Annotated in this window: 12 protein-coding genes; 9 read left to right on the plus strand and 3 right to left on the minus strand. The window is 44.2% G+C overall.

From position 1 onward, the window contains the following. Nucleotides 1-60 precede the first annotated feature (60 nt). The 6 genes from MKY99_RS10680 (at nucleotide 61) to MKY99_RS10705 (ending at nucleotide 10,924) form a co-directional block, all read left to right on the plus strand. Nucleotides 61-990 (plus strand): ABC transporter permease subunit, encoded by a 930-nt coding sequence (locus tag MKY99_RS10680; RefSeq protein WP_231573424.1) that lies wholly within the window; start codon nucleotides 61-63, stop codon nucleotides 988-990. A gap of 19 nt (nucleotides 991-1,009) precedes the next feature. After that, nucleotides 1,010-1,933, plus strand: coding sequence for a carbohydrate ABC transporter permease (locus tag MKY99_RS10685; RefSeq protein ID WP_076283087.1), 924 nt, complete (start codon nucleotides 1,010-1,012; stop codon nucleotides 1,931-1,933). A gap of 85 nt (nucleotides 1,934-2,018) precedes the next feature. Next, nucleotides 2,019-3,536, plus strand: coding sequence for an ABC transporter substrate-binding protein (locus MKY99_RS10690; protein ID WP_339270386.1), 1,518 nt, complete (start codon nucleotides 2,019-2,021; stop codon nucleotides 3,534-3,536). Between the two features lie 123 nt (nucleotides 3,537-3,659). After that, nucleotides 3,660-4,979: a glycoside hydrolase family 125 protein gene (locus MKY99_RS10695; protein ID WP_339270388.1), complete on the plus strand. Its 1,320-nt coding sequence runs from the start codon at nucleotides 3,660-3,662 to the stop codon at nucleotides 4,977-4,979. Continuing rightward, on the plus strand, nucleotides 4,976-8,125 hold the full coding sequence (locus MKY99_RS10700; protein ID WP_339270390.1) for a beta-galactosidase: 3,150 nt from the start codon (nucleotides 4,976-4,978) through the stop codon (nucleotides 8,123-8,125). The genes MKY99_RS10695 and MKY99_RS10700 overlap by 4 nt, the downstream gene beginning before the upstream one ends. Nucleotides 8,126-8,170: 45 nt before the next feature. After that, nucleotides 8,171-10,924 carry an alpha-mannosidase gene (locus tag MKY99_RS10705; protein ID WP_339270391.1) on the plus strand — a complete coding sequence of 918 codons (2,754 nt, stop codon included), beginning with the start codon at nucleotides 8,171-8,173 and terminating at the stop codon, nucleotides 10,922-10,924. Nucleotides 10,925-11,022: 98 nt separating this feature from the next. On the opposite strand, the gene MKY99_RS10710 is transcribed toward MKY99_RS10705, so the two are convergent. Further along, on the minus strand, nucleotides 11,023-11,460 hold the full coding sequence (locus MKY99_RS10710; protein WP_339271590.1) for a MarR family transcriptional regulator: 438 nt from the start codon (nucleotides 11,458-11,460) through the stop codon (nucleotides 11,023-11,025). A gap of 261 nt (nucleotides 11,461-11,721) precedes the next feature. Here MKY99_RS10710 and uvrA point away from each other — a divergent pair, with 261 nt between their 5' ends. From uvrA to MKY99_RS10725, 3 genes are all read left to right on the plus strand, one after another. Beyond that, complete coding sequence (gene uvrA, locus MKY99_RS10715) at nucleotides 11,722-14,226, plus strand: excinuclease ABC subunit UvrA (RefSeq protein WP_339271592.1); 2,505 nt, start codon at nucleotides 11,722-11,724, stop codon at nucleotides 14,224-14,226. 264 nt (nucleotides 14,227-14,490) lie between these two features. Next, nucleotides 14,491-15,504 carry a LacI family DNA-binding transcriptional regulator gene (locus MKY99_RS10720; protein WP_339270393.1) on the plus strand — a complete coding sequence of 338 codons (1,014 nt, stop codon included), beginning with the start codon at nucleotides 14,491-14,493 and terminating at the stop codon, nucleotides 15,502-15,504. Nucleotides 15,505-15,524: 20 nt separating this feature from the next. Next, nucleotides 15,525-16,055 carry an HAD family hydrolase gene (locus tag MKY99_RS10725; RefSeq protein WP_339270394.1) on the plus strand — a complete coding sequence of 177 codons (531 nt, stop codon included), beginning with the start codon at nucleotides 15,525-15,527 and terminating at the stop codon, nucleotides 16,053-16,055. 135 nt (nucleotides 16,056-16,190) lie between these two features. Here MKY99_RS10725 and MKY99_RS10730 read toward each other — a convergent pair whose 3' ends face one another. Together MKY99_RS10730 and MKY99_RS10735 are read right to left on the minus strand one after the other, a co-directional pair. Next, entirely contained in the window at nucleotides 16,191-16,760 is a 570-nt protein-coding gene (locus MKY99_RS10730; RefSeq protein WP_339270396.1) for a YdeI/OmpD-associated family protein, read from the minus strand. 3 nt (nucleotides 16,761-16,763) lie between these two features. Then, the gene (locus MKY99_RS10735; protein ID WP_339270398.1) at nucleotides 16,764-17,279 is read right to left on the minus strand and encodes a DinB family protein; all 516 of its coding nucleotides are present in this window, start codon (nucleotides 17,277-17,279) and stop codon (nucleotides 16,764-16,766) included. Between the last annotated feature and the right edge of the window lie 34 nt (nucleotides 17,280-17,313).

The following is a 17,313-nucleotide window of genomic DNA, read 5'->3' on the forward strand; positions in this document are numbered from 1 at the left end:
AATAAGATCGAAAGGGTATTACGGGGATTGTTTGGGGATAGAGAAGGGGGATGTGGAATAGTGTCTGCATTTTTCAAAAGCTTAAATAAGGATAAAGTACTGTGGTTTATGGTATTACCAGGGACAATATGGTTCCTAATCTTTTGTTACTTACCGATGTTCGGAACCATTATTGCATTTAAGGATTTCAAGATTCATCGGGACGGATTCTTTGCAAGCGTTTTAAATAGTAAGTGGGTTGGCCTTGAAAATTTCAACTTTTTGTTCTCGACAGAGGACGCCTATATTATTACAAGAAATACGATACTGTATAACGTGGCGTTGATCTCTCTCGGTTTAGTTCTTGCGGTGGGCATAGCAATCACCTTGAACGAACTAGTGAACAAACGGATGGCCAAAGTTTATCAAACGGCGATGTTTATGCCTTATTTTCTTTCTTGGGTTATTATTAGTTTCTTTACATTCAGCTTCCTAAGTGTAGATAAAGGGATCTTGAATCAAGTGATTGTTTACTTCGGAGGCGATCCTGTTTCCTGGTATGGGGATACTCGCTTTTGGCCATATATCCTAATTTTCATGGGAATTTGGAAATCAATTGGTTATTCAAGTGTTGTTTACTTAGCGGCAATAGCGGGTATCGACAAGTCCTATTATGAAGCGGCAATGATTGATGGGGCCAGCAAATGGCAGCAAATTAAGTTTATTACACTTCCTTTGCTTAAACCTTTAATGGTAACGCTAACTATTCTAGCGATTGGTGGTATTTTTAGATCTGACTTCGGTCTATTCTATCAAATACCTCGGGATTCCGGTGTTCTATACTCCGTAACGAATGTTATCGATACTTATATCTATCGAAGCATGAGTACGACAGGAAACCTGGGGATGAGTACAGCAGCCGGTCTATATCAATCGATCGTTGGATTTATCATGGTAATTGTAACGAATTCTATTGTGAAAAAGATCAGCAAAGAAAACGCGATATTCTAGAAAGGAGTCAATTGACGTTATGGAAGTATTCAAACGTAAGCCAAAAGAAGTCGACAACAACGCCATTACTCCTTTTTGGAATGTGGTACTCAATATTGTGATTGGAGTTTTCGCCTTTACCTGTGTGTTTCCGTTCTTGTTTGTCATAGCCATTTCTTTTACAGATGAGAAAGTACTCGCTTTAAATGGATTTAGCTTAATTCCAGAAAAATTTAGTATGGCGGCGTATCAGTTTATTTTTAACACAGGTGATCAGTTATTTCGTTCCTTTGGAGTTACCTTACTTGTTACTGTACTAGGTACGCTCATTAGCTTATTTCTAATTACAACTTACGCCTATGTTCTTTCTCGAAGATCATTTCGCTATCGTAATTTTTTCAGCTTCTTCGCCTTCTTCACGATGTTATTCTCAGGCGGAATGGTTCCAAACTATATTGTGGCCACACAGTTTTTACATTTGTACAACACGATATGGGCTTTAATATTGCCAATAGCGATGAATGCCTTTTTCATCCTAGTGATGCGGACCTTCTTCCAGACTTCAGTGCCTGATGCACTCATTGAGGCAGCCAAAATCGACGGTTCAGGGGAGTTTCGGACATTCCTGCAAATTGTACTTCCGATCTCATTACCGGGGATTGCAACCATTGGATTGTTCTGTACGCTGGGCTATTGGAATGATTGGTTTAATGCGCTGCTGTATATAGATGATGCGAGTCTTGTACCGCTCCAAGCGATGCTGATGCGAATTCAGAATAATATGGAGTTTGTTATCCAGAACAGCATGCAGATGGGATCAAGCTTTGAGATTGCTGCGACATTGCCGACAGAAACCGTTCGTATGGCGATGGTTGTACTGGCGACCTTGCCTATAGCACTAGCGTATCCCTTCTTCCAAAAGTATTTTGTAAAAGGCTTAACTGTTGGCTCTTTAAAAGAGTAACACTACTAAGATGTATTTATTCGAATCGCTAGAACAGGAGTCGATATAAATAAAGAGTTAATTAAACTAAAGGGGGAAAATAGAAATGAAAGTGAAAAAAAGTTTAACGCTCGCTCTTGCTGGAACAATGCTTTTGTCTGGCCTTCTTGCTGGATGTGGTTCGAATAATAATACAAATGCTGCTAAAGAAACAAACAATTCAGCGGCAGCAGGGAATTCAGCAGGGAGTACATCGGAATTAAAGCCATATGAGCTGAAGATGTATTTAATTGGTGGACCTCAAAAGGATTTGGATCTTGTATTAAAAGAAGTTAATAAATATACCCAAGAAAAAATTAATGCGACGTTGAACATTACGATGTTCGATTGGGGTGATTACGATAAGAAGATGCAAGTCATTACCGCTTCTGGTGAGCCTTATGACATTGCCTTTACCTCTTCTTGGACAAATGATTTCCGCCGTAATGCAGCTAACGGTACCTTCTTGGGTCTGAACGATCTGCTAGATAAGTATGGAAAGGAAACGAAAGAGGTTTTGGACCCACGTTTCTTAGAAGGAACTAAGATTAAAGGTGAGATCTATGGTGTTCCTGTAAATAAGGAGCTTGGACAGCAATGGGTATGGCGCTTCAATAAGAAATATGTTGATAAATACAACATGGACATTTCCAACATTCGTACATTGGATGATCTAGAGCCACTACTTAAAACGATTAAAGAGAATGAGCCTGCGGATATTACACCGCTAGCTGTTCCTAAAGGCTTTAAACCATTCATGCCATTTGACTATGTACTAGGTGATGAGTTACCTATCGGGGTCTATATGGATTCCACAGATGTCAAGGTTGTTAATATTCTAGAGACACCTGAACTTGCAACATCGTTAGATACGATGCGCAGACTTTACACAGCAGGTTACTTACGCCCAGACGTTGCAACACTTGAAGGTATTGATAACATTAAGACAGGTAAATGGTTTGCCGATCGCGAAATCACACAGCCTTATGCAGAAAAAGGTTGGTCTCGTTCAGCAGGTTATGAAATTGTAACTTCGCCTATGCATGAGCCTTATGTGTATACACAGTCCGCTGCAGGTTCGATGCACGCTATTTCCGTAACCTCAGGTGATCCTGAACGGGCTATGATGTTCTTGAATCTTTTGAATACAGATAAGTACTTACGCAATTTGCTCAACTATGGTATCGAAGGCACTCATTATAAGAAAATTTCCGAGAATGTCATTGAAGATCTGCCAGCTATGCAAGATAGCTATGCAATGCCAGGCTTCACGCTTGGAAATATGTTACTGACTTATCTGCATGCTGATGACCCTGCTGATAAATGGGATGCTTTCAAGAAGTTTAATGATTCATCAAAAGAAGCCCCTACCTTCGGTTTTGCATTTGATCCTACACCTGTAAAAACAGAAGTAGCGGCCATCAACAACGTAACTAAAGAATTTATGCCAGCGCTATACACAGGTTCTGTTGATCCTAAAACATATCTGCCAAAAGCAACCAAGAAATTTAAAGAAGCTGGACTGGATAAAGTCATTGCTGAAGTTCAAAAGCAGCTTGATGAGTGGAACCAGACAAAGAAATAAGCTTTGAACGTAACAAAACGCCTACGATTAATCTAAAGGTAACGCAAATAGGATTAGTGGAGACGGGCAGCTATGCTGCCCGTCTCTCTATCTATACTCATTTTTATCAAGAGGAGTGGAAATATGGAACAATTCAGACTGCCAGCCATCTCAATGCCGAAGCTTCCGCTTCCACAAGCGATTCAAGAAGTATTGAACGAAGCAGAGGAGAAGTTAGCTCATCGGCCTAAACTATTGCAGCTTTTCAAGAACTGCTTTCCGAATACACTTGAGACTACGACTAAGCTCATGGATGATGGAACAACATTCATCATTACTGGTGATATCCCAGCTTCCTGGTTGCGAGATTCTGTGGAGCAGGTTATGCACTATGTGCCATTTGCGAAGAATGATCCGGATCTTCAACGTATCATTAGCGGTTTAATTAAACGACATATTCAGTATATACATATTGATCCGTATGCCAATGCGTTTAACGAAACAGCGAATGACTGGCATTGGAGCACTAGCGATATCACGGAAATGTCCCCTTGGGTGTGGGAACGTAAATTCGAGATTGATTCTCTCTGTTTTTCTATGCGTCTGGCTTATGCCTATTGGAAAGAAACGGGGAAAACTGATATATTCGACGCCGGATTTAAGGCAGCAATGGTCAAAATATACAACTTATTTAGAACTGAGCAGCGCCATGCTGAATTATCTCCTTACAGCTTTACGCGTAATAATGGAATTCCTGAAGATACGTTACGCAACAACGGCCTTGGTATGCCTGTAAATTACACGGGGATGGTCTGGTCCGGGTTCCGATCAAGCGATGATGCTTGCGACTTCCATTACAATATCCCGGGGAATATGTTCGCCGTTGTTGCATTACGTCATATGCAGGAATTTGCAGAATGGGTATTCCGTGATCTTGAATTTCTAAAAGAGCTTAAAGCATTAGAAGCGGACATTGATCATGGAATCAAGCTGTATGGTATTTATCGTCATCCGAAATTTGGGCCAATCTACGCCTATGAGACCGACGGCTACGGCAACTACTGCTTGATGGATGATGCGGGAACACCGGGACTCATGTCGATTCCTTATCTAGGCTATGTTACAGCAGATGATGAGATTTATCAGAATACACGCCGATTTGCGTTGAGCAAGGAGAATCCTTTTTACTTTGAAGGAACAGCAGCGAAAGGTATTGGCAGTCCACATACTCCGAAAGATTATATCTGGCATATGGCATTGTCTATGCAAGGTTTGACGGCTTCCACGAAGGAAGAGAAGCTGGACATGCTTGCGATGTTAGAGGCAACGGATGCGGGGACTGGTTTTATGCATGAAGGATTTCATGTCGATGACCCGAATATATTCACTAGAAAATGGTTTGCCTGGTCCAATAGTCTGTTCTCCCAACTAGTCTACAAAACTATGAAGGAAGGACTACTATGAGCAGACCTGTAATCATATTCTATGATTCTGATTTCCCAATTTCCAATTCGATTCCTAGTGACGCGATTAAATCCATGCGTGAGTTCGGTACAATCGTGAATGCGAATCAGCTTGCAGCAACGCTTAAGGAAACCGAAGGTGGATGTTTCATTAATCTGCATGCACCCTATTTCCCAAAAGCGGCATGGATAGACATTCTAGCCTATTTGCAAAGAGGAGGTGGACTGATCAGCATTGGAGGTGCCCCCTTCAAACAACCCGTTCGCTGGAAAAATGAACAATGGCATGTGGAAGCGGAACAGACCTCTTATCATCAAGAGCTGTCTATTCATGAGGTACTGCGTGTTGATTGTTCTCGCAACCAGTCCTTGCTTGCATCAGATGTCCTTCCTCTGCTTAAGGGGCAAGAAGCTCTTTTTATAGCGAGTGAAAAGACATGGAACCTTGTGCCACATACGACGAAGACGAGTGATTTACCCCATCAAATGGGGTCAGCAGGTCCGATGAGCACACGGATTTACCCGCTTCTGAAGGGAATTACGCATGAGGGGCGGGAAACTGCTGCTCCAGTAGTTCTTTGGGAGAATACGATTGGTTTATTTGCAGGCTCACGCTGGCTGTTCGTAAATACGGCTGCAACGGCTTCTTTATGGAAGGAAAAAGGGCTGTCCGCGATGTCTGAGTGGGTTCGTTTCTGTAGTAAGGGTGTAACGGAAATGTGGATTAAGCCAAATTACGCGTCATATGAGTCAGGAGAACGGGCTTCTCTGACACTTCAGATTCAGCAGCTTGAGCGGGTAAAACCTTCTTTGCGAAATGAAGACAAATGGAAGTTTACAATGCATGTTGAGCATGAATCCGATCCCGCCTTCCGTTGGTCCCATAGTTTGGAGATGAAGGCTAATGCTGAGCTTAACATCGTTCGGGTGCCTATTCCTCTGGAAATTAGGAGTGGTCTGTTCCAAGTGGTCTGCGAAGCGGAAGCCAGTGATGGTGAGGTCCGCATTCTACGTCAAGGGTTCTGGGGGCATGCCCCTGAACTTCTGGCAGCAGGTGAACCGGTAACGAGTGGAAGAGATTATTTCATAAAAGATGGGCGTCCGCTACCTGTTGTGGGGATGACTTATATGACGAGTGATGTGGCACGGAAATTTCTATTTCTGCCGAACGTTGGGGTATGGGATCGCGATATGGGTCAAATGCGGAAGGCAGGGATTAACTGGATCCGAACAGGAATCTGGACTGCTTATCGTAACGTGATGCAAGACGATGGTCATGTTTCAGAAGAGGTACTGCGAGCGATTGATGCCTTTATCATGACGGCGAAGAAGCATGATCTTCAGGTGACTTTCACGTTCTTCTCCTTCACACCGGAAACGTGGGGTGGGGTAAATCCTTATTTGGACCCACAAAGTGTTGAGGCTCAGAAGCGGTTCATTCGTTCTATTGTATCTCGTCATAAAGCGTCTTCGAATGTAGATTGGGATCTTATTAATGAACCGTCGATGTTTGATCCGGCACGGATTTTCTCGGATGGTCCGAGTTCATGTCATGATCGCTTCGAGCAACAAGCTTTCATAGAATGGCTTCGACATAGACATGGGGAAATCGAAGTACTACAGGAACGTTGGAATATGACACCCGCACAGCTTCCGGACTTTGCATCGGCAGGGCTGCCAGAAGCGAAAGAGATGAACTTCGATGTACAGGATATGCACATTGCTAAAAGAGGGACGCGTTGGCTTGATTATTGCTTGTTCTCCATGGATATGCATAACCGGTGGGTGAGGCAGTTATATGACACCATTAAGGAGCAATGTCCAGATCAGATGGTTACGGTTGGGCAGGATGAAGGGCTAGGGGCGCAGCGACCTTCACCGTTCTTCTACGAGGAGACGGTGGATTACACCACTGTTCATTCCTGGTGGTTTAATGATTATCTGGTGTGGGATGGCATCTTTGCCAAGACGCCTAATAAGCCAAACCTAATTCAAGAGACTGGCGTCATGTATGTAGAAACTCCTGATGGACGAGCCAAACGTTCGGAGCTAGAGCTGCGAAATCTTCTTGAACGCAAATATGCCTATACGTTTGGAACTGCTGGTGCGGGGGCCATACACTGGATTTGGAATACGAACTTCTATATGGATAATGCGAATGAGTCCCATATCGGAGCATTGAGAGCAGATGGAACCGAAAAGCCAGAGGCGGATGTCTCTTATGACTTTGGGAAATTTATAGAAGGCATTCGTGACGTATTTGGAGATCGAAAACTGGAAGAGATCGCTGTGGTGTTTCCGTATTCGAATGATTTCTCTAACCGGAAGCTGGCTTTCGCTGCTACAACAGAGCTTACCCGTATTCTTTCATATGATCTAAAGATGCCTTTTAGAGGGGCTTCTGAATACCACCTAGATGATTTGGAAAACCATCCTGTGAAGCTTATTATACTGCCAAGCGCGCATAACTTCGATGATGCAGCGATGGAAAGGTTGTTACACATCGTTGAAGAGACAGGTGCGGTATTGCTTGCTACAGGCCCGCTCGACATTGATGCTTACTGGCGTTCTTCAGAGCGCTTAAGTGATATTCTTGGCAAGCGTGAATTGCGTAATGTGCGCCGTGAAGAAGTTCTTAGCCTTCAAGGCCAAGAACTCCCCGTCTCCTTCGGTCACCGACGGATTGCTGAGGTATCGAAGGAAACGATGATTCACGAATCCGGCGGAAGCGGAAGCTCTACTATAGACTCAGTCATAAACATCCCGCTTGGCAAGGGTCGACTCCTATGGAGTCCACTGCCCGTTGAATTGAGCGACCGAAGTGATACTACATCTGCACTGTATCGTTACGCGCTCCATGCTGCTCATGTGGAGTGTGACTTGGAGTGGATTAGCGGAGGGGACTTAGTAGGTATCTACGGACGGAAATTGAGCTTTGCTACAGGAGCGCTCTTCACCTTCGTATCGGAATATGCTCAGGATGCGAAAATCGAGGTGAAGGATTCAGCCACTGGCCGAACCTACGCGTTCTTGTTGGAACAGGAACGTTCAGTCCTGTTTGCTACGGACTATAAAGGTGATCTTCTTGGCGTGTATCGCCAGCAGGAAGTCGAAATTCATATAACTTATCCACATCTACTACATTAAGCATCTTAGTAGAGAGTACGTATTGCATATAAGGAGGTCTTCACATTGGATCGTTCAGATAAATCTATTAAACCTCAGACTGCCCATATTATTTCTCATACTCACTGGGACCGGGAATGGTATCTTCCATATGAGAAGCATCATGTACGCCTGATTAAACTGGTCGATGAATTGCTGGATCGATTGGATGAGGATGGTGAATTTAAGAGTTTTTATCTTGACGGACAGACAATCATTCTGGAAGATTATCTTCAAGTTCGCCCCGAGAATCAAGATCGTCTACAAAAACATATTACGGAAGGTCGTCTACTGATTGGACCTTGGTATATTCTGCAAGATGCTTTCCTTACCAGCGGAGAGGCAAATGTACGTAATATGCAGATTGGTCATCAGGATTCGAAGCGTTACGGTGAACCTTCTAAGATCGGTTATTTTCCGGACACCTTTGGTCTAGTGGGTCAGACTCCACAATTAATGAAGCAATCAGGCATCAATAATGCCTTTTTTGGAAGAGGTGTAAAGCCGACTGGATTCAACAATACAGTATCGGACGGTGGATATGAATCTTCGTTCTCCGAGCTGATATGGGAAGGTCCGGATGGATCGAAAGTGCTTGGAATTCTATTTGCGAATTGGTATTCGAACGGAAACGAGGTGCCAGTGAATGAAGCAGAGGCAAAAGAGTTCTGGGAGAAGAAGTTAGCAGATGCTCGGAAATTTGCCTCTACAGGCGAGCTACTATTCATGAACGGCTGCGATCATCAACCAGCTCAACTGGATTTGCCGGAGGCTATTGAAACTGCGAAGCGGTTATATCCAGATATGGAGTTTATCCATTCCAACTTCCCTGATTACCTTAAGGCTGTAGAGGATGTAATGGATCACAACAATTTGTCGACCGTAAAGGGCGAACTGCGGAGCCAGCACACTGACGGATGGGGGACGTTAGTGAATACCGCATCTGCTCGTGTCTATTTGAAACAGATGAATCAGGAAGGGCAAGTCTTGCTTGAAAAGGTAGCTGAGCCACTCGCTTCATTCGCACATGTATTGGGCAAAGATTACCCTCATCATCTGTTCACCTATGCCTGGAAGACGCTAATGCAGAATCACCCTCACGACAGCATTTGTGGCTGCAGCGTGGATGAGGTACATCGCGAAATGGTAACCCGGTTTGATAAAAGCCGTCATGTAGCAGAGACCATTGTTGATGATAGTAAGCGCATGATCGCTGAAGCTGTGGATACGTCCGGTTTTGCAGCATATGGTGAAGAAGTGCTTCCGTTAGTAGTCATGAATATGACAGGGTGGAGACGCACGGGTACAGTGAGCATAGAAATTGATGCGGCACGTCTATATTTGAGAGAGGGTTTCTCTCTAGAAGAAACGGCCAGCCGTATGAAAGATATTGACTTAAACGGTCGTGAATTAGTAGACGATCAAGGGAATGCCATTACATGCCAGATGGAGGATTTGGGTCTTCAGTTTGGTTATGATTTGCCTGACGATAAATTCCGCCAGCCCTATATGTGCCGCCGAGTAAGACTTACCTTTGAAGCTGGGCAAGTTCCGGCGCTGGGTCTTCGTGCATATGCGTGGGTTCGTCGTGCTAACGCAGGGTTGCCTATAGCTCCTGAATCTTTGCTTCAAGGGGATCGGGTGTTGGAGAATGAGGCCATCAAAGTAGTGATCCATGATAATGGTTCATTTACGCTAAGTGACAAAGCCAGTGGCATGACCTACCGGGATCTTGGTGTGTATGAGAACACAGGTGATATCGGGAATGAATACATGTATAAACAGCCAGAGGGTGAACAAGCTTTAACGACCAAGGGACTACAGGCGAATATTTGCGTTCTGGAAAATACACCTTATCGAGCATCTGTGGAAATTAAGCATGACTGGGAGATTCCAGCCTCGGCAGATAATAAGCTGGACGAGGAACAGCGTGCTCTTGTGTACTACCCGGAGCGGAAAGCGCAGCGCAGTAGTGACACAGTCATTCTTAAACTTCGTACCGTAATTAGCTTGGAGCGGGGCGGGAAGGGGCTGCATATCGAAACTACGATAGACAATAAAGCCAAAGATCACCGGATTCGTGCGCTATTTCCGACAGAGTTGAACACCGCCACACATCATGTGGATTCGATGTTTGAGGTTGCGGAGCGGAATATTGAGCCAGCTACAGAATGGATGAATCCGAGTAACACGCAGCATCAGCAGGCCTTTGTTGATATCAGCAATGAAACAGCCGGTCTAACCGTCGCTAACTTTGGATTAAATGAATATGAAGTGTTAAGAGATGGTCGTAACACCATTGCGATTACACTACTCCGTAGCGTGGGTGAATTGGGAGACTGGGGTTTGTTCCCAACTCCAGAAGCGCAATGTCTCGGAGAGCACGTTGTACGTATGGAGCTTATCCCACACACAGGAGATGGTATAACCTCAGGTGCTTTTGCTGAAGCTTATCAATTCCAGATTCCTTGGGTCGTATGTCAGACTGATGTACATGAAGGAGTGATTGCTCCGGTGCATACTCCATTCGAATGGGAGAGTCAGGAGCTCGCATTTTCCTCTCTAAAAATGAACGAGCAGACTGGAGACCTACTGCTTCGCTGGTACAACATGAGTCAGCAGAGTACCGACCTGACCATCCGTTCAACGATACCGCAGCAGTATTTCTATAAGACGTCGATCCTGGAAGAGGAGAGCCATCCACTCTCTCGCGAAGAGAAAGGTAGATCGGCCTTACAGATCGGTCCATGCGAAATTGTAACGATTGGTATTCGGAGATAGAATTAACTTATTTTTTTCTTATAATTTAACAAATGGACGATAACCAAAAGTCATACGACTCTTTGGTTATCGTCCTTTTAAGTTTATAACTATGAGCTTTAAGAAGAAGACTTACTACGTGTTGGGGAACTGAGATGATCAATCTGCTCGTCTAGAACGGTGCTGGCTTTGCCTAAAAATTGTGAAATAAGGGAAAGTTCTTCATCCGTATAGGAAGCAGCCAATTTAACCATAGCGGTATGAAGTGGCATGTACGTGTTAATGACATCTTCTTTATTTTCATACAACGGGACAATAATTACTTTACGGCGATCTTTAGGGTCATTTTGTCTGCGAACGTATCCGTTTTTCTCGAGACGATCTATTAATGCAGTAACGCTACCTGTGGCAAGTCCAGTTAGTTTGGACAGCTCTCCAGCGGTAATGGGGCCTTTTTCACGCAGGATATCCACAGACAAAAAATCATTATTGTATAACCCAAGAGAGGCGGCTACGTTTTGCTGGTATACCACCGTTCGGGTTCCCAGACCACGCATGAGTAAGGTGAATTGTTCTTGCTCTGGTGTAGGTTGTGCTTGTTCATGGCTTGACAAAGGATAACGCCCCTTTTAAAATCTTTATATCTCGTCAATCAAGATATTTGATTATGAAGTTATTTTAAAATGTGTTATTTTACAAATACATTCTATCGAATTAAGCATACTTTTGCAAAAAAAAGTAGTATGACAGCATTCGTAAATGGTTATGGATAAGAGATGTATCTAGGTGTGATTGCTTTAATTGAGAGGGGAATCATGGTGAAAGAAGCTATTGTTATTAAAAGTGCACGAGAGAACAATCTGAAGAATGTCTCGCTCACGATTCCTAAGTATAAGCTTGTTGTTCTGACGGGACCTTCGGGATCAGGAAAATCGACGTTAGCTATGGATACACTTCAGCGGGAATGCCAAAGACAGTATTTAGATTCCATGGGCATGACTTCAGATACGATCAGTAAACCAAAGGTCGAGTCCATTGTTGGACTGTCCCCATCCATTAGCGTTGGACAGCATGTTACGAATCGTAATCCACGCTCGACAGTAGGGACTGTAACTGACATTTATACCTTTGTCAGGTTTATTTTTTCTAGATTAGGGGAGCGGATTTGCCCTTCTTGCAAGGGTAGCATACCACCTTCTTTTGAAGCGAGGGGGCTACTAATAGAAGAAGACGAGGAAATGGAAGGTCAGTCGATGGGCTGTCCGCATTGCGGAGCTGAGCTTGAGAAACTTGGCATGTCACATTTTTCCTTCAATAAGCCGGAAGGGGCTTGTGAAGCTTGTGGTGGACTTGGGTCTGTGGCGACTATAAATGAAGCAGCGGTATTTAATCCAGAGCTTAGCATGAAAGAGGGGGGAGTAGCTTCTCTGAATGGCGTTCATCGGGATATACAGATGCGGATATTAGTAGCGGCGGGAAAACATTTCGGATTTGTGTTTGACCCGGATCAACCGTTGAAGGATTACGGTGAGATTCAGCGTGATTTGCTCTACTACGGTGTGGAGAGTGAAGCTTTTAAACGCCATTTCCCTAATATTAAGCCAATCCAAGGGACGAAGTTTGAAGGTGTTATACCCGGTTTGTGGCGGCGGTATAAGGAGAAGGAAGGGGAGGCTGGTGCGCAGGAGAAAGATGGCGGATTTTTTCATGAGCAGCAATGCCCGGAATGCCTAGGAGCTCGCCTGAAAAAAGAAGTTCGTCTAGTTCGAGTAGCTGACGCATCGATCATAGATGTATCCGACTGGTCGCTTAGTGAGGTATATGAGTGGACGAAAGGACTGGAGGCGGCACTGCCTGCCGAAGGTCTACATCTACTTGAACCGATCCTTCATGATATGCCTACTAGACTAAAGCGGATTATCGATGTTGGCCTAGGTTATCTTTCCATGAACCGGCAGACAGTCTCTTTATCTGGCGGGGAAGCACAGCGCCTGCGTCTAGCATCACTGCTGGGTTCAGGGTTGACCGGTGTGTTATACATTCTGGATGAACCGACGACGGGACTACATCCTCGGGATACAGTTGGCCTTATTCGTGTGCTTCAGGAGCTGCGTGATCTTGGGAATACTGTGCTCGTTATTGAACATGATATTGAGATGATGCGTGCTGCGGATCATATTATTGATATGGGTCCAGGTGCTGGATTGCATGGTGGAATCGTTGTTGGTGAAGGTAGTTTAGAAGATTTGATGGCAAGCGAGCTTTCGGTTACAGGAGCTTATCTCAGAGAAGAGCGTCTCGAAGTTCCCACACGTATTCGCCGAAAAGGGAACGGAAAGCAGATCACTATCCGGCAGGCACAGTACCGGAATATTGATATTCAAGAAGTCTCCATTCCACTTGGTTGTCTTGTATCTGTAACAGGGGTTTCGGGTTCGGGTAAGTCCACGCTTATATTTGATATCCTTGCGCAAGGAAGCTCTAATGGTCATGAACAAACAGGCTGTAAGGAGATTACGGGTTTAGGTGAAGTCGGGAGCATTGTGATCTTTGACCAATCACCCATGGGTAGAATGCAACGTTCTAATGTAGCGACCTATACCGATGTATTTACACATCTGCGTCAGTTATTTGCGGCTTTGCCAGAGGCGAAGAAAAGAAAACTGACCTCCAAGCATTTCTCCTTTAACACACCGGGGGGACGGTGCGAAACCTGTCAGGGACTTGGTGTATTGTCCGTAGACATGAACTTTCTGCCTGATCTAGAAGTAAAGTGTCACGCCTGCAAAGGAAGACGGTTTACGGATGAGGTCTTACAGGTGAAGTATGATGGCTTCTCTATCTCAGATCTGTTGGACATGTCTATACAGGAAAGCTTGCCGATTCTTAAGTCGGAGGCCAAAATGGCCGGTATTATTGAGACGTTATGTGAGGTGGGTCTTGGATACCTTAAATGGGGACAATCTGTCAAAACCTTATCAGGCGGCGAAGGACAACGGATCAGGCTGGCCAAAGAGCTGAGCAAGCCATCTAAAAATCATACGCTCTATTTGCTCGATGAACCAACGACAGGTCTACATCCGTCAGACATCAAGCAACTTCATACCTTATTGAGCAAATTGGTAGATACGGGAAATACGGTTGTTGTTGTGGAGCACAGCTTAGAACTGATTCGGGAGTCTGACTGGGTGATCGACATTGGCCCTGAAGGGGGCACAGTTGGAGGTAAGCTTGTAGCTGAAGGCACACCGGAGCAGGTCGCTGAAGTACAGGAATCTTATACAGGGATGTTCTTAAAACGGATTCTGGCTGAGGGGCTTTAATCCATTTTAAATCAGATATCCATTTGGAAAAAAGAGAGTGCCCCGAAGCCATACAATTCATGGCTTCGGGGCACTTCTTTGTGTTTTCCAGCGTATTCACCAACCCTAGCATTGAGCGGCAGAAGACGAAGCATCTAAACCTCCAAGAAAAATGAATTGAATTTATTGCTGTCGTCATAGTAACATTAGGTTAAGCGCTTAACTTATGTGAAGGGAGGATGCAAAGACTCCAATCCACTTAATATTTATAATGAGGTTAATACCATGAAAACGACCACGATATATGATGTTGCCAGGGAAGCGGGCGTATCAATTGCTACCGTCTCCAATGCGATTAACGGTAAAGGAAAAGTAAGCAACAAGAAGCGAGATGAAATCCTTGAGGTGATGAAGCGGCTGCAATATCAGCCCAGTGTCATTGCTTCGGCACTAATGGGGAAGAAGACCTATACCATTGGTCTTCTTATTCCAGATGTCTCGAATCCCTTTTTTTCCGAGATAGCTAGAACCGTAGAGGATCTGGCTCACTCCGAGGGGTATAGTGTTATTGTGTGCAGCACAGATAACAAAGATGAACGCGTAGAGAAATACATTCGGCTGTTGGAGCAAAAAAATGTTGACGGTATTCTGATCGGAACAGGTGTGGGAAATGCGGATATCTTGGCGCTCCATGTAGAGAAATCCTTCCCCATAGTTATGATCGCTCGGGAGACCGTAGGCATAGCTGTTCACCGTGTATTGAACGATGACTTCAAAGGAGGCACTATTGCCGCAGAACATTTGCTTGAAAAAGGTCATCGCAAGATGGCAGTTTTGTCAGAGGATTTCAATGTAAGCAGCAGCTTTGAGCGGGTCAGGGGTTTCCGCTTTGGATTATTTGAGGCTGGCATTTCACTGGACCCGAAGAATATCTTCGCGTGCGAGTCGAATATAAAAGACGGGAAACGGGTAGCATCCGAGATTCTCCACGGCGCGGAGCGTCCGACAGCATTATTCTGTTGCAACGACTTGCTTGCCATCGGCGCACTCCAGGCTGCGAAGGAAGAGGGAATATCTGTACCGGAACAGCTCTCTATCATTGGTTTTGACGATACCATTCTGTCAGCCGTGACGAATCCAACGTTAACAACTATTGCTCAACCGATGAATCAGATGGTGAAGATGGCATTTGATTTGCTGATCGGCAGTCGGGATCATACAGATGATATCAAGCGAAGAATTGTATTGCAGCCTGAACTGGTGATCCGAGAATCCACAGGCAACTCACCCATTAAATAAAGAGGACGGTTATTGAGAACATGGACGAGAAAAGGTTAATTATCTTTTTTGACAGCGGAGATACCATTGTTGATGAATCGACTGAAATTAGGGATGAAGAAGGAATCGTACGGAGTGCGGATCTGATTCCGGGAGCAGATATCACGATTCAAACCCTGCATGAGAGAGGATACACGCTTGCTCTGGTTGCAGACGGTGATGCGCAATCCTTCAAAAATGTATTTAAGCAGCATGGACTAAACGATTATTTCAGCGCCATGATCATTTCCGAGAATATCAAAGCAGTCAAGCCAAGCCCGCGCATGTTCAAGGCAGCTATTGGTGCGCTTGATTTGTCTGAAGCGGATTTCTCACGTACCGTTATGATTGGCAACAATCTTAGCCGTGACATGAAAGGGGCCAATGTGCTAGGCATCACCAGCATTTTTCAGAGCTGGACGCCCCGTTATTCCCATGAGCCGGCAGATGAGTCTGAGCGTCCGACGTATACAGTTAGTGAGCCGCTGCAATTGCTAGAGTTGATTGAGAGGCTGAACGCTGAGCTCAAGTAAGCTGGAGGTCGTTCATTATGCTATTTTTCCATATTTAAATACAAAAAGAGAAACCCAAGGTCATGAGAATGACTGGGTTTCTCATCTTTTTAATCAATCTGCAAGAGTTACAAAGCAATCTTATGATCTAGCAGCTTAATAATTTAGAAGCCGTCCATGATCATGCCATTGACCGTACATTTTATTTTCTTTAGTGTTTGTTATAAATTTATCTAATTGACGCTTAAATAATTCTGGTTGATGTGTATTGCTTTGTATCGTGTCGAACCTGACTCTTTTATAAAGAGCGGGAAAGGTTAAGAAGTTCTCATATACTTGCTGCTCCTCTTTTAACCTTTGTTCTATAACCCTATCGACTTTAAAAGAAGCGAGATTCATATCCGGAAGTACCTTTCTTCCTTCGTCACTCATTAACCCCAGTTTATCGAGGCGGCGGACACGTTCTTTATTTAATTCTGTCCAAGAGCTTCGTTTGCTTCTGGGAGACAGTCGCTGCGCCAGCTCCGTTTCAGAAACTTTCTTTTTCACTCCATCGATCCATCCAAAGCACAAACATTCCTCAACCACATCCAAATATAGCAATGTTTCTGGGTTTGGCGTCATACTTACGAGTACCCAACAAGATTTTTCAGTCTTACAATTTTCCTGAAGCCAAGCTCTTAAATGTTCTCTCGATTTCACTGTAATTAGATTTTCAATCTGCATAAATTAAATAGCTTCCGCAGGCATCTGATACCAAAAAAGGGAATAGTCGTTCATGGTAGAAGCGTGTCCTAACTGACGTAACATAGTAGATATATTACCTCTATGATAAGTCCCGTGATTGGCGGTATGCAGCACAATTTCTGATAGACGTGTTTGCCGGATTCCAGCGAATGGGTTATCAAGTAGAATAGTCTGCTCCAAATCGGTTTGGTTTTGTATCCATTCTTTGTATTGTTCAGATAGCTGGGCAAAAAGATTAGCATATTCATCAACCGAATTTAGAATGCTCATATTTAGCGGGATACTTTTTTGAAAAGCCTCAGGCATACCAGTGCCTGTTAAAACCAGATACCACATCGTATCCACCGCATAGATATGGCTAAGGGCATGAGCGATGGTGGGAAAAGAGCTATTCACTTCTTGATTTAGCACAGAGGGAGAGAGTTCCTTGATTCTTCCCAAGATCGTTTGGTTCGCCCAAATGTGGTAATTAAACATTTCTACTGGATGATTGGTCATTGTATGATCTCCTTTTGAATTGTGATAGATTATT

Source organism: Paenibacillus sp. FSL R5-0470 (genome assembly GCF_037975205.1).
In the GTDB taxonomy this organism is placed as follows: domain Bacteria; phylum Bacillota; class Bacilli; order Paenibacillales; family Paenibacillaceae; genus Paenibacillus_AQ.

Coding starts and splice junctions, on each gene's coding strand:
- MKY99_RS10685 (WP_076283087.1), top strand. CDS start 1,010: ATGGAAGTATTCAAACGTAAGCCAAAAGAAGTCGACAACAACGCCATT.
- MKY99_RS10690 (WP_339270386.1), top strand. CDS start 2,019: ATGAAAGTGAAAAAAAGTTTAACGCTCGCTCTTGCTGGAACAATGCTT.
- MKY99_RS10695 (WP_339270388.1), top strand. CDS start 3,660: ATGGAACAATTCAGACTGCCAGCCATCTCAATGCCGAAGCTTCCGCTT.
- MKY99_RS10700 (WP_339270390.1), top strand. CDS start 4,976: ATGAGCAGACCTGTAATCATATTCTATGATTCTGATTTCCCAATTTCC.
- MKY99_RS10710 (WP_339271590.1), bottom strand. CDS start 11,460: ATGCGTGGTCTGGGAACCCGAACGGTGGTATACCAGCAAAACGTAGCC.
- MKY99_RS10720 (WP_339270393.1), top strand. CDS start 14,491: ATGAAAACGACCACGATATATGATGTTGCCAGGGAAGCGGGCGTATCA.
- MKY99_RS10725 (WP_339270394.1), top strand. CDS start 15,525: ATGGACGAGAAAAGGTTAATTATCTTTTTTGACAGCGGAGATACCATT.
- MKY99_RS10730 (WP_339270396.1), bottom strand. CDS start 16,760: ATGCAGATTGAAAATCTAATTACAGTGAAATCGAGAGAACATTTAAGA.
- MKY99_RS10735 (WP_339270398.1), bottom strand. CDS start 17,279: ATGACCAATCATCCAGTAGAAATGTTTAATTACCACATTTGGGCGAAC.